Origin of the sequence: Caldimonas taiwanensis NBRC 104434, from assembly GCF_001592165.1 — a bacterium.
Lineage (GTDB): Bacteria > Pseudomonadota > Gammaproteobacteria > Burkholderiales > Burkholderiaceae_C > Caldimonas > Caldimonas manganoxidans.
Map to the genome: position 1 here is coordinate 61,364 of NZ_BCWK01000007.1, position 19,836 is coordinate 81,199.

The 19,836-nt window shown below is 68.8% G+C and carries 16 protein-coding genes; 13 read left to right on the forward strand and 3 right to left on the reverse strand.

The window, feature by feature from the left end; all coding sequences use genetic code 11:
- The first annotated feature begins 7 nt into the window (after window positions 1–7).
- From CTA01S_RS07940 to gshB, 8 genes are all read left to right on the forward strand, one after another.
- Complete coding sequence (locus tag CTA01S_RS07940; protein WP_157451328.1) at window positions 8–1,921, forward strand: YncE family protein; 1,914 nt, start codon at window positions 8–10, stop codon at window positions 1,919–1,921.
- A gap of 13 nt (window positions 1,922–1,934) precedes the next feature.
- Complete coding sequence (locus CTA01S_RS07945; RefSeq protein ID WP_062194233.1) at window positions 1,935–2,525, forward strand: SCO family protein; 591 nt, start codon at window positions 1,935–1,937, stop codon at window positions 2,523–2,525.
- Window positions 2,526–2,527: 2 nt separating this feature from the next.
- A complete protein-coding gene (locus CTA01S_RS07950) occupies window positions 2,528–3,145 on the forward strand; it encodes an SCO family protein (RefSeq protein WP_062194238.1) in 618 nt (205 codons plus the stop codon).
- Window positions 3,142–4,563: a serine/threonine-protein kinase gene (locus CTA01S_RS07955; protein ID WP_062194241.1), complete on the forward strand. Its 1,422-nt coding sequence runs from the start codon at window positions 3,142–3,144 to the stop codon at window positions 4,561–4,563. Before CTA01S_RS07950 ends, CTA01S_RS07955 begins: the two co-directional genes overlap by 4 nt.
- An 88-nt stretch (window positions 4,564–4,651) precedes the next feature.
- A complete protein-coding gene (gene gshA, locus CTA01S_RS07960) occupies window positions 4,652–5,947 on the forward strand; it encodes a glutamate--cysteine ligase (protein ID WP_019561837.1) in 1,296 nt (431 codons plus the stop codon).
- Window positions 5,948–6,053: 106 nt separating this feature from the next.
- Complete coding sequence (locus tag CTA01S_RS07965) at window positions 6,054–7,937, forward strand: potassium transporter Kup (RefSeq protein WP_019561836.1); 1,884 nt, start codon at window positions 6,054–6,056, stop codon at window positions 7,935–7,937.
- Window positions 7,938–8,004: 67 nt separating this feature from the next.
- Window positions 8,005–9,189: a benzoate/H(+) symporter BenE family transporter gene (locus CTA01S_RS07970; RefSeq protein WP_062194243.1), complete on the forward strand. Its 1,185-nt coding sequence runs from the start codon at window positions 8,005–8,007 to the stop codon at window positions 9,187–9,189.
- A gap of 8 nt (window positions 9,190–9,197) precedes the next feature.
- Complete coding sequence (gene gshB, locus CTA01S_RS07975; protein ID WP_062194246.1) at window positions 9,198–10,157, forward strand: glutathione synthase; 960 nt, start codon at window positions 9,198–9,200, stop codon at window positions 10,155–10,157.
- A 13-nt stretch (window positions 10,158–10,170) separates the two neighbouring features.
- Here the strand turns inward: gshB and CTA01S_RS07980 are convergent, their stop codons facing one another.
- Window positions 10,171–11,295 carry a S1C family serine protease gene (locus CTA01S_RS07980; RefSeq protein ID WP_062194251.1) on the reverse strand — a complete coding sequence of 375 codons (1,125 nt, stop codon included), beginning with the start codon at window positions 11,293–11,295 and terminating at the stop codon, window positions 10,171–10,173.
- 68 nt (window positions 11,296–11,363) lie between these two features.
- Between CTA01S_RS07980 and CTA01S_RS07985 the strand changes: the two genes are divergently transcribed.
- Window positions 11,364–13,241, forward strand: coding sequence for an ABC-F family ATP-binding cassette domain-containing protein (locus tag CTA01S_RS07985; RefSeq protein ID WP_062194255.1), 1,878 nt, complete (start codon window positions 11,364–11,366; stop codon window positions 13,239–13,241).
- 13 nt (window positions 13,242–13,254) lie between these two features.
- Here CTA01S_RS07985 and CTA01S_RS07990 read toward each other — a convergent pair whose 3' ends face one another.
- Both CTA01S_RS07990 and CTA01S_RS07995 read right to left on the reverse strand, forming a co-directional pair.
- The gene (locus CTA01S_RS07990; RefSeq protein ID WP_062194496.1) at window positions 13,255–14,019 is read right to left on the reverse strand and encodes a helix-turn-helix domain-containing protein; all 765 of its coding nucleotides are present in this window, start codon (window positions 14,017–14,019) and stop codon (window positions 13,255–13,257) included.
- Window positions 14,020–14,182: 163 nt separating this feature from the next.
- Window positions 14,183–15,607, reverse strand: a complete 1,425-nt coding sequence (locus tag CTA01S_RS07995) for an aminotransferase-like domain-containing protein (RefSeq protein WP_062194259.1) — start codon at window positions 15,605–15,607, stop codon at window positions 14,183–14,185.
- 107 nt (window positions 15,608–15,714) lie between these two features.
- On the opposite strand from CTA01S_RS07995, the gene CTA01S_RS08000 reads away from it, so the two are divergent.
- The 4 genes from CTA01S_RS08000 to CTA01S_RS08015 all read left to right on the forward strand — a co-directional run bounded on the left by CTA01S_RS08000 (window position 15,715) and on the right by CTA01S_RS08015 (window position 19,804).
- Window positions 15,715–16,329, forward strand: a complete 615-nt coding sequence (locus tag CTA01S_RS08000; RefSeq protein ID WP_062194262.1) for a LysE family translocator — start codon at window positions 15,715–15,717, stop codon at window positions 16,327–16,329.
- A 142-nt stretch (window positions 16,330–16,471) separates the two neighbouring features.
- Window positions 16,472–17,677: an aminotransferase-like domain-containing protein gene (locus CTA01S_RS08005; RefSeq protein ID WP_062194265.1), complete on the forward strand. Its 1,206-nt coding sequence runs from the start codon at window positions 16,472–16,474 to the stop codon at window positions 17,675–17,677.
- A 10-nt stretch (window positions 17,678–17,687) separates the two neighbouring features.
- Window positions 17,688–18,524 (forward strand): PhzF family phenazine biosynthesis protein, encoded by an 837-nt coding sequence (locus CTA01S_RS08010; RefSeq protein WP_019562022.1) that lies wholly within the window; start codon window positions 17,688–17,690, stop codon window positions 18,522–18,524.
- 143 nt (window positions 18,525–18,667) lie between these two features.
- Window positions 18,668–19,804: an acyltransferase family protein gene (locus CTA01S_RS08015; RefSeq protein WP_062194270.1), complete on the forward strand. Its 1,137-nt coding sequence runs from the start codon at window positions 18,668–18,670 to the stop codon at window positions 19,802–19,804.
- Window positions 19,805–19,836: the final 32 nt, after the last annotated feature.

The window sequence follows — 19,836 nt, forward strand, 5'->3', positions numbered from 1 at the left end:
CCGGGCCATGACACGCGGTTGCATGGGGATGCGCTGGGGCTCGTGGCTGCGGGTGGCGGCCGTCGTGGGGCTGGTCGGCGGGGCCATGACGCTGGGACGGGCGCAAACCGAGGCGCATCGCTGGGCGCAGGATGTCGAGCGCGCGGGACTGCGCCTCGGGCTGGAGCTGCAAGCGCTCGATGGGGCGGCCTTGAGGCCGGGGGGGACGGCGCGCCTGCGCATCCGTGTGCGCAGCCAGGCCGATGGGCAGGCCTTGCCGCGCATCTTGCCCGGGGTCTGGATCGATACGGCCGAGCCTCGAGACGGCAAGGCCGAGGCCGAGCACCCGACCGAGGAGGCCGCCTGTGCACAACGCATCCGGCGCTATGTGCGTGCCAGCGGCCTCAATCCGCAGGCGGTGATCGATTTCAACGGGTATGACGTGTTGGCTCTGAACACCGATGCGAGCATCTCCGTGCTCGACCCGCGCACCGTGTTTGCCGGCAAGACCAGCTTGAAAGCGAGCCTGCCCTTGCCGGGCCCGGGGGTGGATTGGGCGGCCGACGCGCAAGACAGCCGTCTGTTCGTCAGCATACCGAACCCCCCCAGTGTGGCCGTGGCCGATTTGCTGACGCTGCAGCCCGAGCCGGGCGTGTCCTTGCCGGGGCCGCCAGGGCGGGTGCGGCTCCAACCCGATGGGCAGCGCGTCTGGGTGGGCGTGGCGCGGGCGTCAAACCAAGGCCCCGGTGGCGTGGCACTGATCGACACGCAGCCGCCGCGCACGATGCGTTGGCTGCCCCTGGGATACGGCGCGGTGGACTGGGCATTCGACCCTGCGGGCTGGGTCGCCGTGGTGCAAGCCGATGCGGCCCAGGTGGTGTTCGTCGATCCCACGGCCGATCGCATCGCGCGACGGGAGGCCTTGCCCGCACAGGCCGCGCCGGTGTCGGTGGTGTTCGACGCCGTCGGGCGTCGCTTCTGGGTGGCCGATACGCACCACGGGCTGCTGCGCAGCTATGACCACCGGGGTCAACCACTGTCGGCCGTGCCGGTCGGGGCGGGCATCGGCGCGCAAGCCATCTCGCCCGATGGGCGGTGGTTGATGGTGGCCAATCCAACCACCGACGAAGTGACCGTGCTGGACCTGTCCGCAGCGCGGCTGGCTCACCGCATCCGGGTGCCCGGGCGCCCCGTGGAGATCGCCTTCACGCCCAGCCATGCCTACGTGCGGACGCTGGAGTCTGCCAGCTTGACGCTCATCGGCTTGGCCGCTTTGGAGACACGCCCCCGCGTGCAGACGGTGCCCTTGGGCGAACACCCGGCCAGCCGTCGGCCCGAGCGGCCGCTGGCCTCGGCCCTGGCGATCATGGCCGATGGGGCCGGGGTCTTTGCGGCCAGCCCGGCCGACAACGCCATCTTCGCTTACATGGAAGGCATGAACGCGCCGTCGGGCAGCGTGTCGGCCAAAGGGCATGAATTGCTGGCGGTTCGCTTGGTGCGGCGCGGGCTGCGCGAAGTCGACACCGGCGTGTTCGAGCAACAGTTCGTCGTGCCGGCCCACCTGACCGAGATGTGGTTGGCCGTGGCCATCGAGCGGCCACGCACCCAGTACTGCGTGCGAGTGCCGTTGGGGCCAGCCCAGCGGCCGCCGCTGCGCTGGCAGTTGGTATGGCAAAGCCTGCCCGAGCGTGATGATCGCTTGGTGGTGCAGTTGCACGGCGTGCCCGAGGACCAGCTGCCGCCTCGCTTGTGGCTGCGCTTGTTTCAACCTGGACAGCCGGCGCTGACCGTGCCTGCGCAGGCCAGCGCGCCAGGGCAGTACCAGGCGGCGCTGCCGCAGCTGTGGCCGGGCCTGTGGTATGTGCACGCTTTGCCGCCGCCGCAGGCGCCGACGCGCTGGCCCTACGTGAGCTTTCAGCGGGAGGACCATGAACCGAAGTGAAGGACTCCTGTCGATGCTGTCGCCCCGCTCGCACCCGCACCCGGCGGCCCACGCACCGTGCGGCCGCATCTCGCGGCGGCTGTGGCTGCAGCAGGTGGCGGCCTTCGCCGCCTGCGGGCTGGTGGGGCAGGCCCAGGCCGTCGCGTTGCGCGATGTCGAGTTGGTGCACTTGGATGGCCGCCGGGTGCGATTGCTCAGCCAGGTGTGGCAAGACCGCACGGCCTTGCTGAACTTCGTGTTCACGGCATGCACGAGTTTTTGTGGCGTGCAGTCGGCGCAGCTGGCGGCCTTGCAAGAGCGCTTGCGGGCTCACATGGGCTCGGCCTTGGTGTTCATCTCCATCACGCTGGACCCCTTGACCGACAGTCCTGAACGCCTGAAAACCTTCGCCCAGCCTTTCGGTCCGGGGCCCCATTGGTGGTGGTTGACGGGCGATCCGCCCCGGGTGTTCGGGGTGTTGGAGGCCCTGGGGGCCGATCGCGGGCCGCCGGCCGATCACAGCCCCTTCATGCTGTTGGGGCGGCCCGGGCAGATGCAGCGCATCGTCGGCTTTCCGTCCCTGCAGACGCTGGAATCCACCGTGCGCCAGCGCCTTGGAGCCTGAGCATGCGAGCCGCTGCCCGTCTCGAACGCCGCGGCTGTTTGCGGACGGCGGCCGCGGCCGTGCTGGGCTGGCCTGCGCTGCTGATCGCTGGGCCCGCATCCGCTTCCCGGGATGTCGTGTCAGATCGCCAAGCGCGCAGCCGAGCCTGGTTCACCGAGACCCGGCTGATCGATCAAGACGGGCGCGCCCATGCGATGTATTCCGATTTGCTGGCGCCGCGCACGGTGCTGATCAGCACCTTGTTCGTCGGCTGCTCGTCGGCCTGTCCCCTGATCGTGCAGCGCCTGGACCACACCCGGCAGGCTTTGGGTGAGCGTTTCGGCGCGGACATCTGGTTCTTGTCGATCACGGTCGATCCACTCCATGACGATCCGCCGGCGCTCAAGCGCTTTGCGCAGCGCTTTGGCGTGGATCGGCCGGGATGGAGATTTCTGACCGGCGAGCCGACCGACGTGTCCACCGTGTTGCAGCGCTTGGGACTGTGGAGCGCCCAGCCCGATGACCATGCCACCACGCTGATCGCGGGCAAGGCCCGCGCCGCGCGCTGGGCCAAGCTGCGGCCCGATCTCAGCCCGCAGGCCCTGGCGCTGCACCTGACTCGTCTGCTCGAAGCCTCATGAATGGCGCACTCTCCGGCTGGGCGGCTGGGCTGCTGGCGCTGGGGTGCGTCACGGCGGCGGCACAAAGCCCGCAGATGGGGCGCGATTTGTACGAACGTGGCGTGCACCATGGCCCGACGGGCACGGTGGAACTGGTGGCGCGCCAAGCGACGGTGGGATCGGTCGTGCTGCGAGGGGCCGCGGTGGCCTGCGCGAATTGCCACGGCGTGCATGGTCAGCCTGTCGGCGAGGCGCAAGGGGCGGCCGCGTCCCTGCGGTGGCCGCAGTGGTCGTCGACGCAGCCGTCGGTGCTGGCCGAGGCACGGGCGCGTTTCGAGCGTGCGTTGCGACATGGCCTGGGCCCCAACGGCCGGGTCTTGTCCGCGGCGATGCCGCGCTTCGAGCTGAGCGAGGAGGCGCTGCAGTCCTTGATCGGCCATGTGTCGTCCTTGGTCATGCAGCCGGTGTCCGCGCCAGTGCCCACGCTGGCGATGCTCGTGCTCGACGATGGTCAGGCGCCGGCCATCGAACGCGAGGTGCATGAACGGCTGCAGCGCTGCTTGCACGACCGCCTGGGCGCGCGCGCCGAGGTGCAGGTGCGCCGCGCGTCGGATGCGGCGCAGGCCCAGCGCCTCTGGGCTGCGTGGGCCGAAGATCGGCAAGTGGTGGCGGCCCTGGCGCCGCCGTGGCGAGGCTGGCAGCCCCCGACGGCCGGTGCGGGTGCGTTCGAGCTGCCCGTCTTGTTTCCCTTGGTGGCCGATCCTTTGGAGCCGGCACGGCCGGGCACGCAGTGGCTGTTCGGTGGCACCTGGGCGAGGGCGCTGGCGCTGGTGCTGGCTTGGCAACAGCAAGCGCCGCCGACGTCGGCGGCGCTTGCCGTGTGGGCCGCACCGCAGGCAGGCGGTGCGCCCACCGAGTCGCTGCAGCGCTTGGCCGAATGGGTGTGGCGGCTCAGTGGGCGGCCCTTGTCATGGACACGGTTGCTGCGTCCCGAGCCGCCCCCGGGGCAGGCCGCGTTGTGGTGGGCGCCGGGGCTGCCGCCCAGCCCCGGCTGGTGGCTCGTGCCTTCGGCCGGACGGCCGCAATTGACCGCCGGTGCACGCTGGTGGATGGCTCAACCCTACGCTGGGCGCGATCCGCAGCCCTTGGCCGTGCGTTGGGCAGCGGCCACCTGTCTGACGGTGGAGGCGGTGCTGTCGCAAGGCGGCGTGCAGCGGCGTGAGCAATGGCTCGAACGTCTCGAGCGGCTCGGCCGCCTGGGCGATGCGACCGGTTGGCAATGGCGCGTGCGCCGTGATGACCCGGCCGGCCTGGGGGCTGCCGAGGGCTGGACGGTGGTCGAGTTCCAGCCGGCGCGTGCGCCGAAGGTCGTGCTGCCGCGCATCGACTTGGAGAGCGCCGGCCCCGACCCCATGGCGCCGGCCGTGGGAGCACGCTGACGGCCGGAGCGAGCCGGCGCGGAATCGGCCGCCCTCGTAGAATCCCAACCTTGGCCGCTTTCCAGGACTTCCGACAGGCTTTGCACCCATGGTCCCGCATCTCATCACGGCGCTTACCGGCCCCATCAACGAGCTGGAGCAACGCATCCTGGAGTCCATGCCGGCGATCGAGCGCTGGTTCCGCCTGGAGTGGATGGAGCACACGCCGCCGTTCTACACCTCGGTGGACGTGCGCAACGCCGGCTTCAAGCTGGCGCCGGTGGACACCAATCTCTTTCCGGCCGGCTGGAACAACCTCACCGAGGAGATGCTGCCCCTGGCGGTGCAAGCGGCCATGGCGGCCATCGAGAAGATCTGCCCCGAGGCCAAGAACCTGTTGCTGCTGCCCGAAAAGCACACCCGCAACACCTTCTATCTGATGGCCGTCCAGCGGCTGATGCAGATCTTCACCCAGGCCGGCTTGAACGTGCGCCTGGGCACGCTGGACGAATCCATCCAAAAGCCCACCACGCTGAACCTGCCCGATGGCAGCACCCTCACGCTGGAGCCGCTGGTGCGCACCAAGCGTCGTTTGGGCCTGAAGGACTTCGACCCTTGCACCATTTTGCTCAACAACGACCTGTCGGCGGGGCTGCCGCCGGTGCTCGAAGGCTTGCATGAACAATACCTGTTGCCGCCGCTGCATGCGGGCTGGGCGGTGCGTCGCAAGTCCAACCACTTCAACGCCTATGAAGAGGTGGCCAAGAAGTTCGCCAAGCTGCTGGGCATGGACCCTTGGCTGATCAACCCGATGTACGCCCAGTGCGGCAAGGTCAATTTCCACGAGGGTGAGGGCCTGGACTGCCTGCAAAGCCATGCCGATGCGTTGCTGGGCAAGATCCGCCGCAAGTACAAGGAATACGGCATCCAGGAGAAACCCTTCCTGATCGTCAAGGCCGATGCCGGCACCTATGGCATGGGCATCATGACGGTGCGCGACGCCAAGGACCTCACCGAGCTGAACCGCAAGACACGCAACAAGATGAGCGTCATCAAGGACGGCCAGTCGGTCACCGAAGTGCTCATCCAGGAAGGCGTGCCCACCTACGAACGCATCAACGAGGCCGTGGCCGAACCTGTGGTCTACATGATCGACCGTTACGTGGTGGGCGGCTTCTATCGCGTGCATGCCGAGCGCGGCATCGACGAGAACCTCAACTCACCAGGGGCCAGTTTCGTGCCGCTGGCCTTTGCCGAGTCGTCCCACTTGCCGCGCCCGGGGGAGAAGCCCGGCGCCAGTGCACCCAACCGCTTCTACATGTACGGCGTCATCGCCCGGCTGGCCATGCTGGCGGCCAGCTATGAACTGGAGGCCACCGACCCCAATGCCGAGACCTATGACTGAAGCCTCTGCGACGGCCGCATCGTTGCTGCGCCGCAACATGCCTCGGTGACGCTGCGCCAGCGGCGGCGCACAATCCGCCTCCAGCCTCGTTCTGCGACGAACGCCCGTGTCGTCTCCTTCCCATTCCTCCAAGCAGGTCGGCCTGGCAGGCTTGACCTTGGGTGCCATCGGCGTGGTCTATGGTGACATTGGCACCAGCCCGTTGTATGCCCTGAAAGAAACCTTCACCCACGGGCGGCTGGAGGTCACGCCCGATAACGTGCTGGGCATCTTGTCGCTGATGTTCTGGACGATCACCGTGATCGTCTCCTTGAAGTACGTGACCTTGATCTTGCGGGCCGACAACCACGGTGAGGGCGGCCTGGTGGCCTTGTTGGCGCTGGCATCCCAGGCGGTCAAGGATCGGCCCCGGCTGCGTCGCGGTTTGCTGCTGGTGGGCATCTTCGGCACGGCCATCTTCTTCGGCGATGGCGTGATCACGCCGGCCATTTCGGTGCTGTCGGCCGTCGAGGGCCTGGAAGTGCTGGCACCGGGCTTGCACCCTTATGTCGTGCCGGTGACGCTGCTGGTGTTGACGGCCTTGTTCGCGTTGCAGCGGCATGGCACGGGGGCCGTGGGGCGTTGGTTCGGTCCTTTGACCGTGCTGTGGTTTTTGGTGCTGGCCGGGCTGGGGTTGTCGCAGCTGGTGCGCCAGCCTGAGGTGCTGTGGGCCTTGAGTCCCCACCATGCCGTGGGCTTCATGCTGCACCATGCCGATGCGGCCTTTCTGGCCTTGGGGGCCATCGTGCTGTGCGTGACCGGCGCCGAGGCGCTGTATGCCGACATGGGCCATTTCGGGCGGCGGCCGATCCGGCTGGCGTGGTTCGGCCTGGTCATGCCCGCGCTGGTCCTCAACTACTTCGGGCAAGGCGCCTTGTTGCTCAGCCAGCCCGAGCTGGTGAGCAACCCGTTCTATGGCATGGCCCCGCGCTGGGCGCTGCTGCCGCTGATCCTGCTGGCCACCTGCGCCACCGTTATCGCCTCGCAGGCGCTGATCTCGGCGGCCTTTTCGGTCACCAAGCAAGTCGTCCAGCTGGGTTTTCTGCCGCGGCTGCGCATCCTGCATACCTCGGCCCGTGCGGTCGGGCAGATTTACGTGCCGGCGGTCAACTGGGGCCTGTATCTATGCATCCTGACGGCCGTGATCGGCTTTGGCTCCAGCGGCGAGCTGGCCGCCGCGTATGGCATCGCCGTGACGATCGACATGCTCATCACCACGGTGATGACCTTCTTCGTGATTCGCTATGCCTGGCACTATCCCTGGTGGTTGTGTGTGGGGGCCACGGCCTTGTTCTTCGCGGTGGACGTCCTGTTCTTCTCGGCCACGGCGCTCAAGTTGTTCGACGGCGGCTGGTTCCCAGTGGCCATCGGGTTGGTGATGTTCACCGTGATGACCACCTGGCAGCGCGGCCGCTGCCTGCTGGCCCAGCGCTTGCGCAGTGAGGCCATCGAGCTGCCGGCCTTTCTGGAGGCCGTTTTCGCCAGCCCGCCCACCCGTGTGGAGGGCACGGCCGTCTTTCTCAGCGCCGAGACCGGGGTCACGCCCAATGCGCTGCTGCACAACCTCAAGCACAACAAGGTGTTGCACGAGACCAACCTCTTCGTGACCGTGCGCCACCACGAGGTGCCCTGGATCGGGTTCGACCGGCGCGTGGAGGTGCAGCCGCTGGGGCGCAATTGCTGGCAAGTGGTGCTGCACTTTGGCTTCAAGAACGAACCCGACGTGCCCGAGGCGCTGGCGTTGCTCAAGCCGCTGGGGGTGCAGCTCGACGACATGAACACCAGCTACTTCCTGTCGCGCGAGATCGTCGTGCCCTCGCTGGGCTCGGGCATGGCCGGCTGGCGCGACAAGCTCTTCGCCAGCCTGCATCGCAACGCCTCGGCCGCGGCCGATTTCCTGCATCTGCCGGCCAATCGCGTCGTGGAGCTGGGCGCCAAGGTGGCGCTTTGACGTTGAGCTTGCGCGCCGCACCGCCGACGCCCGGGCTTGCGCTTTTCGTGATGAGGCAGACAGAGTCATGCGTGTCTTGCAAGACGGATCGTTGTCGGCTGCGGTCGCCGGTTTCGTGGCCGTGCTGGTGGGCTTTACCAGTTCGGTGGCCCTGGTGTTCCAGGCCGCCTCGGCCTTGGGGGCGACGCCCGCGCAGACCACTTCCTGGATCTGGGCGCTGGGGCTGGGCACGGGGCTGACCAGCATCGCGCTGTCGCTGCGGTATCGCCAGCCGGTGCTGACGGCCTGGTCCACACCGGGGGCGGCCGTGCTGGCGGCCTCGGCCGGCGCCGGCGGCCTGGGCATGGCCGAAGCCACGGGCGCCTTCATCGCCTGTGGCGTGCTGATCACCCTGTCGGGCCTGAGCGGCCTGTTCGAGCGAGCGATGAACCGCATCCCCGCGGCCATGGCCTCGGCCTTGCTGGCCGGGGTGCTGGCGCGTTTCGGCATGGAGGCATTTCTTGCCCTGCAGTCCCAGTTCGGACTGGTGCTGGCCATGTTCCTGGTCTACCTGCTGGGCCGTCGCTGCTGGCCCCGCTATGCCGTGCCGGGCGTGCTGGCCGTGGGCCTGATCGGCGCGTGGATGCTGGGCGAGCTGCACGGCTCGGCCGTGCAGTGGTCGCTGGCCTGGCCGGTGTGGACCACGCCACAGTTCACGCTGGAGGGCTTCATCGGCGTGGCCTTGCCGCTGTTCGTCGTGACCATGGCCTCACAGAACCTGCCTGGGGTGGCGGCCATCCGGGCGGCGGGCTACGACACACCGGTGTCGCCGCTCATCACCTGGACCGGTCTGGCCACCTTGGTGCTGGCGCCTTTTGGCGCCTACGCCTTGAATCTGGCGGCCATCACCGCAGCCCTGTGCATGAGCCCCGAGGCCCATGCCGACCCCCAGCGGCGCTACATGGCCAGCGTGATGGCCGGGGTGTTTTATCTGGGGGTGGCCTGTGTGGCCGGCGCGGTCGTCGGTCTGCTGGCCGCGGTGCCGCGGGAGCTGGTGTGGGCCTTGGCCGGCCTGGCCCTGCTGGGCACCATCGGTGCCGGACTGGCCACCGCCGTCAAAGACGAATCCCATCGTGAGGCCGCGCTGGTCACCTTCTTGGTCACCCTGTCGGGCGTGACGCTGTGGGGCGTGGGGTCGGCCTTTTGGGGCGTGGTGGCCGGCACGTTGGCGCTGATGGTGCAACACTACCGGACTGGCGTCCCCCGATCCTGACACCCGTGATGAACCTGCTTTTCGTTGCCGATCCGCTCGACCAGTTCAAGACCTACAAGGACAGCACCTATGCCATGATGCGCGAGGCGGCCGCGCGCGGGCACCGGCTGGCGGCCTGCGAGCCGCGCCACCTGTCCTGGCGCAGTGGTGGCCGTGTGATGGCGCAGGTGCGCTGGCTGCGCCTGACGGGCCAAGTGGGCGATGCCGGTGCGCCCTGGTACGCGGCCGAGGCGGCCGCACCGGCTGCGCTGGCCGACTTCGACGCGGTGCTGATGCGCAAGGACCCGCCCTTCGACAGCGAATACTTCTACGCCACCCATCTGCTGGAGCAAGCCCAGCGCGAGGGCGCGCGCGTCTTCAACAGCCCACGGGCATTGCGCGATCACCCGGAGAAGCTGGCGGTGATGGAGTTTCCGCAGTTCGTCGCGCCCACCCTGGTGACGCGGGATGCGCAGGACATCCACCGCTTTCATGCCGAGCATGGCCAGATCATCCTCAAGCCGCTGGATGGCATGGGGGGCATGGGCATCTTCCGCGTCGGGCCCGATGCGTTGAACCTGGGCAGCATCATCGAGACCTTGAACGCCCATGGCCAGCGCACGGTGATGGTCCAGCGCTTCATTCCTGAGATCGTCGCTGGCGACAAACGGGTGTTGATCATCGACGGCGAACCGGTCCCCTATGTGCTGGCACGCATTCCCCAGGGCCGTGAGGTGCGCGGCAACCTGGCCGCCGGTGGCAAGGGGGTGGCCCAGCCGCTGAACGACCGCGACCGCCAAACCGCCCGTGACATCGGCCGCGTGCTCAGCGCCCGCGGTCTGTTGCTCGTCGGCCTGGACATCATCGGCGAGCACGTCACCGAGATCAACGTGACCAGCCCCACCTGTTTCCAGGAGATCGAACAACAAACCGGCTACCCGGTGGCACGGGTGTTCATTGATGCCCTGGAGCGAGCCTGTACCGCCTGAGCGGCGCCAAGCCCTAGGACCCCAGGCCCAAGCGCACCTGCACCTCGCGTTCCTGACCCGCGCGCCACAGCTTGAGCGTGACGGTATCGCCGACTTGGTGCTGCTCCAGCGCTTCGAGCAGACGGTCTAGCGTGGGGGTTGCTTGCCCCCCCAGGGCGAGGATCACATCGCCGGCCACCAGGCTGCCGTCACCGGCCCGGGCAAACGGCCGCAGCCCGGCTTGCGCGGCCGGGCTGTCGGCAGCCACATCGACCACCACCACGCCGGCAGGCAGACCCAAGGCCTGCCCGAAGCGATCCGGAGCGGCCGAGATGCCCAGCGAGGGCCGGATGAAGCGCCCATCGCGGATCAGCCGCGGCACCACGCGGTTGACCTCGTCCACCGGAATGGCAAAACCGATGCCCGCGCTCGCCCCCGAGGGGCTATAGATCGCCGTATTGACACCGATGAGTCGGCCGGCCGAGTCCAACAGCGGCCCGCCGGAGTTGCCCGGGTTGATGGCCGCATCGGTCTGGATCACCCCGCGAATGGGCCGGCGCGTCACCGATTCGATCTCGCGGTTGAGCGCGCTGACGATGCCGGTGGTCAGCGTCTGGTCCAGCCCGAAGGGATTGCCGATCGCGTAGACCTTCTGTCCCACTTGCAAACTGGCGCTCTCGCCCAACGCGATGGGCTTGAGCTTTTCGCGCGGCGCATCGATGCGCAGCACGGCCAAGTCCCGGTCGGGGAACGCGCCCACCAAAGCCGCCGGGTAGCTGCTTTGATCGGCCAGGGTCACGCGGGCGGCATTGCCGCCTTGGATCACGTGGAAGTTGGTCACCACGTGACCACGCTCGTCCCACACGAAGCCCGTTCCCGTGCCGCTGGGCACTTGCATGGCGTCCAGCGAGAACAGGCTGGTGGCGGTTTGCAAGGTGGTGATGTGCACCACCGAAGGCGAGACCGCCTGGAAGACTTCGATGTTGTTGCGTTCGTCGGCGGCCAGATCACCGCGGGCCGTGACGGCGCGCGGCTCGGCCGGCGCGACCGCTGCCGAGGCATGAGGGCGCTGGTTCCACCACCAGGCCGCCGCGGCGGCCAGCAGCACGATCAACACGACGAATGCGGCATTGCCGCGCACGGAACGATGGAAGGGCATGGGTTCGATTCCTGTGGGCATCAAGGCGGATTCTGCAGGCGTGGCACGCAGGATAATCCATCCGCATCATGGCCTTGATCACTCTTACCAACGCCCACCTGGCCTATGGTCACGTGGCCTTGCTCGACGGCGCCAGCCTGTCGATCGAATCTGCCGAGCGCATCGGCCTGATCGGCCGCAACGGCACCGGCAAGTCCTCGCTGCTGAGGATCTTGGCCGGGCTGGACAAGCCCGACGATGGCTTGCTGCAAGTGCAGCAGGGGTTGCGCATGGCCTATGTGGCGCAAGAGCCGGTGTTCGCCCCGGGGCTTCGTGTCTTCGATGCGGTCAGCGAAGGGCTGGCCGAGGTGCGCGCGTTGCGCCAGCGCTACGAGGCGCATGCGCCCGGTGAGGACCTGGACGCCTTGCAAACCCGCATCGAGGCCCTGGACGGCTGGACCTGGGAGCAGCGCGTCGAAGAGACGCTGCACCGTCTGCGCTTGTCGCCGCAGGCCGTTGTCGATCGCCTGTCGGGGGGCAATCGCAAGCGCGTGGCGCTGGCGCAGGCCCTGGTGGCCCAGCCCGACGTGCTGTTGCTGGACGAGCCCACCAACCACCTCGACCTCGAGGCCATCGCCTGGCTGGAAGACCTGCTGCGTGGCTTCCGCGGTGCCGTGGTGTTGATCACCCACGATCGGGCGTTTCTCGATGCGGTGGCCACGCGCATCGTCGAGCTCGACCGCGGCGTGCTGCGCAGCTACCCCGGCCACTTCACGGCGTACGAGCAACTCAAGGCCCAACAGCTGGCCGATGAAGCCTTGGCCCATGCGCGCGCGGACAAGCTGCTGGCCCAGGAGGAAGCCTGGATTCGCAAAGGCGTGGAAGCCCGTCGCACCCGCAGTGCGGCCCGCATCGCACGGCTGGAGCGATTGCGCCAGCAGCGGGCGCAGCGCCGCGAGGCCGTCGGTCGCGTGCGCCTGGACGTGGACGCCGGCCAGCGCAGCGGCAAGCTGGTGGCGCAGTTGCAGCATGTCGGCAAGGCCTATGACGGGCGGCCCATCGTGCGCGACTTTACGGCCACCATTTTGCGTGGCGACAAGATCGGCCTGATCGGCCCCAATGGCGCGGGCAAGACCACGCTGCTGAAGCTCATCCTGGGCGAGCTGGCGCCCGATGCCGGCACGGTGCGCCTGGGCACCCGGCTGCAGGTGGCCTATTTCGACCAGATGCGCGAGGCCCTGGACCTCGAACGCAGCCTGGCCGACACCATCAGCCCGGGCAGCGAATGGATCCAGATTGGTTCCACACGCAAGCATGTGATGAGCTATCTCGGGGACTTCCTGTTCCCGCCCGAGCGGGCCAACTCGCCGGTGAAGTCGCTCTCCGGCGGCGAGCGCAACCGGCTGTTGCTGGCCCGCCTGTTCGCGCGGCCGGCCAACGTGCTGGTGCTGGACGAACCCACCAACGACCTCGACATCGACACGCTGGAGCTGCTGGAAGAGCTGCTGCAGGACTACGAGGGCACCGTGTTCCTGGTCAGCCACGACCGGCGCTTCCTCGACCATGTGGTGACCAGCACCATCGCCTGGGAGGGCGACGAGTCCCCGGGCCAGTGGCGCGAGTACGAGGGCGGCTACGAAGACTGGGTGCAACAGCGTGCACGCCGTCGGGCCCTGCAGGCCCCGCCGCCGGCGCCCGCCCCGAAGCCCGCGCCCGCCCCGCCCCCCGCGCAGGCGGGCAGGCCCGCGCGCAAGCTCTCGTACAAAGAGCAGCGTGAACTCGATGAACTGCCCGCGCGCATCGAGGCGCTGGAAGCCGAGCAGAAAGAACTGGGCGAGCTCTTGGCCAGTCCGAACCTCTACACCGAAGCCCCGCAGCGGGTGGCGCAGGTGCAGGCACGCTACGAGCAGATCGAGGCCTTGCTGATGGAGGCGCTCGAGCGCTGGGAGGCGCTGAGCGCGCGCTGACGGGCAGCGCGCGCTATCCGTCGCGCCGCCGCAGTCCCAGCCCGGCCAGCCAGGAATCGCTCGGGCGCGGCAAGGTGCGGCTGACGATCAGCCCGGACTGGAGGTACAACGCATTGAGCAGGCGCGCCACGGCTTCCGGGCGCAGACCACTGAAGTCGACGATGTCGCGCACCGACAGCGGCTGATCGCGCATGCGACGGATCACCGCGCGGTGCACCCCGTCCACCGGCAGGCTGCGCAGATCCAGCCCGGGAGTGGTGCGATAGCACGCGCTGCCGGCGATTTCGGGCAGCAGCTCGGCGCGGCTGCCATGCAGCGCCAGCATCCACAGCAGCGGCCCGATCGGATGGTAATGATCGTAGGCGCCGATGAGTCGCGGCTCGTCGTGCCCTGGGGGCCGAAGGATCGCTGGCTCCACACGCATCACCCGCAGCAAGGCCAAGCGCTGCATCAGATACACCTGGGGGTCGGCCGGACAGTGGTACAGCCGGTGATGCGGGAACACGGTCACCGGCACCACCACCCCGCCGGCCTGCAGATGCACGACCACCTGCTGGGCATGGCGCAGACAGGCCGCCAACACTTCCAGCACCTCGGTGCCGTTGGCGCGATGCTCGAAACGTTCCAAATCGGCCAGCAGCGAGGGGCTGAGCGAAGCCAACCGCGACCGGTCGGTTCCGGCCAGCGGCGGCAGTTTGTCCAGCTCGTCGAGATAGCGCTGAAAAGCGCTGGCGCGCATCAGCTCCGGCTCGCCAAGCGGTAGGGTCGATTCGTCCATCAGCAGCAAGGCCGCCCGGTGCGATGCCGGGCAGCTGGAGTCCTGGGGGCTTGCCGCGCCGTCGCAGCAGCACGTACAGCCGCCCCTCAATGTACTTCAAGGTCCGTGGCGTTTTCCATCCTCTCGAAGGGGGATCGGCAGGTCCATGCCTGTCCTGCCGAGGTCACACACTGTCGCGGATGCGTATGAAGTCTTCCCAGACCTTGGCGTCCTGGGTGGTCGCGAAGTTGATGCGCATCAGGGTGCTGGGTCGGCGCACGGCGTGAAACAATGAGCCCGGCGCCAGCAGATACCCCTCGTCCAACATGCGCTGGGCCAAGCGGTCCGTGTCCACGCCGGTGTCCACCCAGCCGAACAGTCCTTGGGGCTCGGCCGCGAAGCGGCAGCCGGCGGCCTGCGCCAACTGCACGCTGCGCGATCGGGCCGCATCCAGGCGCTCGCGCACGCGCTCGGCATGGCGGCGGATCTGGCCTTGTTCCAGACAGAGCGCCAGGGCCTGCTCCAGGATCGACGGGGTGGTCAACGTGGTCAGCAGCTTGGTGTCGATCAGTCGCTCCACCAGCGCCGGCGGCGCCACCAGGTAGCCGACCCGCCAGTTCGGGGCGAGGATTTTCGCAAAGCCGCTCACGTACAGCGTGCGCTGCAGTCCGTCCAGGGCCGTCAGACGGGTGGCATGCACCGGGGCCAGGTCGCCGTAGGTGTCATCTTCCACCACGTGGAAACCGAACTGTTCGGCCAGACCCAGCAGGCGGTGCGCGCTGTGGGCGGACAGGTTGGCGCTGGTGGGGTTGTGCAGCACGCTGACGGTGATGAAGAGCTTGGGCGCATGTTCACGGCCATAGGCTTCCATCACGCTCAGATCGGGGCCTTCGGGGCGGCGTGGCACGGGCAAGATGCGCATGCCCATCTGCGAGAGCCGGCCGAACTCCACGGCCCAGCCCGGCTCGTCCACCATCACCGCATCGCCTGGCCGCAGCAAGGTGCGGCAGACGATGTCCAGCGCATGGGTGGCGCCCACGGTGGTGATGATCTGGCTCGCATCGGCGCGGATGTCCAGGTCGGCCAGCTTGTGCGACAGCGCTCGGCGCAGCAGCGCATCCCCGGCAGGCTCCCCGTATTGCAGCGACAACGCCTGCAAGCTGGCCGAGGCCGTGACCCGGCGCAGCGCGGCGCCCAAGATCGGCGTCTCCAACCAAGACGGCGGCAGCACGCCCAGGCCCGGGTCGTTGCGCGCGGGGCCGTTGCGGTGCGGCATGCGCTGCAGCATGCCGCGGATCAGGGTGGCCGCATCGATAGGGGCGCTGCTGCGGATCGCGCCGGCGGTCGCGGCATCCGGCACAGGGCGCACCGGCTCGGGCCGCGGTTCTCGGACGAAGTAGCCCCGATGACGCCGGGCCTCGACCAGCCCTTGGGCCTGGAGCTGGTCGTAGGCCGCCACCACCGTGTAGGGGCTCACCGCGTGCCGGCGCGCGCATTCACGCACCGAGGGCAGCCGGCTGCCCGGCGGCAACAGCCGGCTGCGGATGCGCTCGGCAAAGTGGCTGGCGAGCTGTTCGGTGAGGGTCTGGTCGGACGAACGGCTGAGCATCGGGCAGTGCGCAGGAGACTGTGCTGGCCTCCCAACCAATACAGTGCGCGTGACGCACTGGCAAACTGTATTGGTGGTGTATTGGCGATCAGCATAGACTGGCCGCCATGTCGATGCAAGAGTTCTTCGCCCTGTTGGTGCTGGCCACGGCCATGAGCTTCACGCCCGGGCCCAACACCACCTTGTCCACGGCATTGGCCGCCAACCGTGGCTTGCGCGGCGCGTTGCGGTTCTGCCTGGCCGTGCCGACGGGCTGGACCTTGCTGATGCTGGTCTGTGGCCTGGGCCTGGGCGCGGTGGTGATGGCCGCGCCGGCGCTGCGCGGGGCCATCACGGCCGTGGGCGTGGGGTACATGCTTTGGCTGGCCTGGCAGATCGCACGCGTGCGCCAACTGGGCGAGGCCGACCGCTCGCGCCTGGACGTGAGCTTTCTGCAGGGGGTGGCGCTGCAGTTCGTCAACATCAAGGCCTGGATGCTGGCCCTGGCGCTCACGGCCGGCTGGGTGACGAGCAGCGGCGGCGCCCCCGCCCCCAACCCGGGCGAGCGTCTGGCGATCGTGCTGGCGGTGATGGTGGTCTATGCCTTCGTCAGCAACCTCACCTACGCCCTGGTGGGCGCGAGCCTGCGCGGCTGGCTGGCGCAGGGGCCGCGTCTGTCGTGGTTCAACCGCGCGATGGCCGCCGTGCTGGTGGTCACCGCGTTGTGGATGCTGCGGCTGTGATGCGCGAAACCCGGGGGCTGTGGCTGGGCTGCTTCGCGTGGGACCGCGGCCTGGCCCTGGTGGCCACCATGTTCCTGGGCAAGCGTGCGCGGGTCGATGCGCACACGCCGAATGCCTGCACTTCGTCTCCAAGGAGTTCCGCATGATCTGGCAGCTGGCGCGGCGCGCCGACCGCATGAACCCGTCCGTGATCCGCGAGATCCTCAAGGTCACCGAGCGGCCGGGCATTCTTTCGCTGGCCGGTGGCCTGCCTTCGCCGGACACCTTCCCGGTGGAGGCCATGCGCGCGGCGGCCGACAAGGTGCTGCGGGAAGCCCCGCGCGAAGCCCTGCAGTACGCCGCCAGCGAAGGCTATGCCCCCTTGCGCGAATGGGTGGCCGAGCACCTCGGCCGCCAGGGCATGACGGTCTCGCCGGGCCAGGTCTTGATCACCACCGGCTCGCAGCAAGGGCTGGACTTGTGCGGTCGTGTGTTGCTCGATGCCGGCAGCCGCGTGCTGGTCGAAGCGCCCACCTACCTGGGCGCGTTGCAGGCTTTTGCGCCCAACGAGCCGCAGATCGATGAAGTCGCCAGCGACGACGACGGCCCGCGGCCCGAGGCCCTGGCCGAGGCCACCGTGCGGGGGGGCGACCGTGCGCGCTTCCTCTACGTGCTGCCCAACTTCCAGAACCCCACCGGCCGCTGCATGAGCGAGGCCCGTCGCGCCGCCCTGGTGGACGCCGCCCAGGCCGTCGGCCTGCCGCTGCTGGAAGACAACCCCTATGGCGATCTGTGGTTCGACGCCCCGCCGGCGCCGCCGCTGGCCTCGCGCTGGACCGAGGGCACGATCTACCTGGGCAGCTTCTCGAAGGTGCTCGCCCCGGGGCTGCGCCTGGGCTATGTGGTGGCGCCGGCGGCGCTGTACCCCAAGCTGCTGCAGGCCAAGCAGGCGGCCGACCTGCACACCCCGGTGTTCAACCAGCGCCTGGTGCACGAGGTGATCCGCGAAGGCTTCCTCCACACCCATGTGCCCACCATCCGCGCGCGCTATGCCGCGCAGCGCGATGCGATGGAGGCGGCACTGCGCCGCCACCTGCCGCCGGGCTGCCGCTGGAACACGCCGCGCGGCGGCATGTTCTTTTGGGTCGCGCTGCCCAGCCCTATCGACGCCATGGCCCTGCTGCCGCGGGCGGTGGAAGCCGGCGTGGCCTTCGTGCCTGGCGCGGCCTTCTATGCGCGCATGCCGCAGGCCCACACGGTGCGCCTGTCCTTCGTCACACTGGCGCCCGAGCAGATCGAGCGCGCGGTGGCCCTGCTGGGCGGCGTGCTGAAGGAGGTGCTGGCGCGCACCCCGGTCCTCACCCCTTGAACCGAAGTTCATGAGCATCCATCCCTACCGCACGGTCGATGTCTTCACCGCCGAGCCCCTGCGCGGCAACCCGCTGGCCGTCGTCTTCGACGCCGAGGGCCTGAGCGATGCCCAGATGCAGGCCATCGCGCGCTGGATCAATCTGTCGGAGACGACCTTCCTGCTGCCGCCCACCGATGCGCAGGCCGACTACCGCGTGCGCATCTTCACGCCCGGCGGCGAGCTGCCCTTTGCGGGGCACCCCACGCTGGGCACCTGCCATGCCTGGCTCGAGGCCGGCGGGCAGCCGCAGCGCCAGGGCGAAGTCGTGCAGCAATGTGGCGTGGGTCTGGTGCGCATCCGCCGCGAGGCCGCACGGCTGGCCTTTGCGGCCCCGCCGATGCGTGCCAGCGAGGTCAGCCCTGCCATGCAGCGCCAGGTCCTGGCCGCCCTGGGCTTGCAGCCGGACCAAGTGCAGGCGGTCCAGATGCTCGACAACGGCCCGCGGTGGCTGAGTCTGCTGCTGGACAGCGCCCAGACCGTGCTGTCGCTGCAGCCCGACCACCGCGCCCTGGCGGGGCTGGCCAAAGTCGGGGTCATTGGCGCACACGCCCCCGGCGGTGACGCCCAGTTCGAGGTGCGTGGCTTCGTCAGCCACGCCGGCGTGCCCGAAGACCCGGTCACCGGCAGTCTCAACGCGGCGCTGGCGCAATGGCTCATCGCCCACGGCCGAGCCCCACGCCGCTACGTGGCTGCGCAGGGCACGTGCCTGGGGCGTGCCGGTCGTGTTTTCATCGAAGCCGACGAGGCTGGCGTCTGGGTGGGCGGCGACACCGTCAGCTGCATTGCAGGCGAGCTGCGGGTGTGAGTCTTGCCTTCGGGGGGCTGGGCTGCATTGCAAGCATCGTGCGGCGGTGCTGGCGGCGCGCCGCGGTCTACCCCGTGATCGAGGGGCCGGCGGGATCGCCCCTGCGCGCTAAGCTGGGGCACCTCAGCAGACACGTCTAGGTTGTGGACTTTGCACGCCAAACCGAGGGGACACCACACGGGATCGCCGATGCGACACGCCCGCGCTCGGCCCTGATCGACGTGGGCAAGGGCTTGGGAATCTTGCTGGTGGTCTTGGGCCACAACCCCTGGTTTGGCGACCATCTGCCGTGGCTGGACCAACTCATCGGCACCTTTCGCATGCCGTTGTTCTTTTTTCTAGCCGGTGTGACCTTTCCTGCAGGCCGTGGCGTGGTCCAGACGGCTTGGCGGCGGGCCGACGCCTTGCTCAAGCCCTATGCGGTGGTGGTGATCGCATACGCACTGGTTCGCGCCGAGCGACCGGACGTCACGCTCGAGTCCACCGTGCTGTCGCTGGTCTATGCCACCGGCTTCACCTTGGAGTGGGTGCCGCTGTGGTTCCTGCCCCATCTGTGGCTGCTCAGCGTGGCAGCGGCGGCTTACTTGCGATGGGTGAGTCCCTGGCTGCGGTCGGTGGCCTGGCGGGTGGCCTGCTTGGCGGCGATGGCCGCAGCCGGTGCAGCGGTGATCCACCGCTTCCACAACCCGGTGGACGATCTGGCCTGCATGCACCATCGCCACTTCAGCGCCGAACTGTGGGCCTGCGGTTTGCCGTTCAGCGCCGATGTGTTGTTGTTATCGGCCTTTTTCTTTCTCGTCGGTCACCATCTCCAGTCGGCGGTGTGGCGCTTCAAGCCCACGCCGTGGCGGCTGGCGGCCGCCGCCGGGCTGTTCGTCACGCTGTGGTTGGGCTTTCACCAGACCCTCAACTTCAATTTCCGCAGTTATGGGCACGGACTGATCGTTCCCTTGCAGGCGCTGGCGGCGATTTACCTGATGCTGGCGCTGTGCCAGAGGCTGGCACATTGGAGCCCCTCGCGCCGGCTGCTGACCCATGTCGGCCGTGGCAGCCTGTTCGTGCTGATGTTTCATGCGCCGGTGCAGTCCAAGGTGTTGGACTGGCTGTTGCGCTGGCCGCTGCCGGGGGCGCTGTCCATGGGGCTGGCCTTCCTCGGCGCCGTGGGTACCCCCATGGTCCTGTGGGCATGGGTCCGCCGCCAGCCCTTGCTGGCGCGGCTGCTCTTGCCCGTGCCGGCGGTGCGCGCTTCGATCCCTTGGAAAACCCGTATGCAGCCTTGACCGCGATGGCGCATGCCGCGCCTTGGGCGGGG

Coding starts and splice junctions, on each gene's coding strand:
- CTA01S_RS07990 (WP_062194496.1), bottom strand. CDS start 14,019: ATGGACGAATCGACCCTACCGCTTGGCGAGCCGGAGCTGATGCGCGCC.
- CTA01S_RS07955 (WP_062194241.1), top strand. CDS start 3,142: ATGAATGGCGCACTCTCCGGCTGGGCGGCTGGGCTGCTGGCGCTGGGG.
- CTA01S_RS07995 (WP_062194259.1), bottom strand. CDS start 15,607: ATGCTCAGCCGTTCGTCCGACCAGACCCTCACCGAACAGCTCGCCAGC.
- gshA (WP_019561837.1), top strand. CDS start 4,652: ATGGTCCCGCATCTCATCACGGCGCTTACCGGCCCCATCAACGAGCTG.
- CTA01S_RS08000 (WP_062194262.1), top strand. CDS start 15,715: ATGTCGATGCAAGAGTTCTTCGCCCTGTTGGTGCTGGCCACGGCCATG.
- CTA01S_RS07940 (WP_157451328.1), top strand. CDS start 8: ATGACACGCGGTTGCATGGGGATGCGCTGGGGCTCGTGGCTGCGGGTG.
- CTA01S_RS07970 (WP_062194243.1), top strand. CDS start 8,005: ATGCGTGTCTTGCAAGACGGATCGTTGTCGGCTGCGGTCGCCGGTTTC.
- CTA01S_RS07985 (WP_062194255.1), top strand. CDS start 11,364: ATGGCCTTGATCACTCTTACCAACGCCCACCTGGCCTATGGTCACGTG.
- CTA01S_RS08005 (WP_062194265.1), top strand. CDS start 16,472: ATGATCTGGCAGCTGGCGCGGCGCGCCGACCGCATGAACCCGTCCGTG.
- CTA01S_RS07950 (WP_062194238.1), top strand. CDS start 2,528: ATGCGAGCCGCTGCCCGTCTCGAACGCCGCGGCTGTTTGCGGACGGCG.
- CTA01S_RS08010 (WP_019562022.1), top strand. CDS start 17,688: ATGAGCATCCATCCCTACCGCACGGTCGATGTCTTCACCGCCGAGCCC.
- CTA01S_RS07980 (WP_062194251.1), bottom strand. CDS start 11,295: ATGCCCTTCCATCGTTCCGTGCGCGGCAATGCCGCATTCGTCGTGTTG.
- gshB (WP_062194246.1), top strand. CDS start 9,198: ATGAACCTGCTTTTCGTTGCCGATCCGCTCGACCAGTTCAAGACCTAC.
- CTA01S_RS07945 (WP_062194233.1), top strand. CDS start 1,935: ATGCTGTCGCCCCGCTCGCACCCGCACCCGGCGGCCCACGCACCGTGC.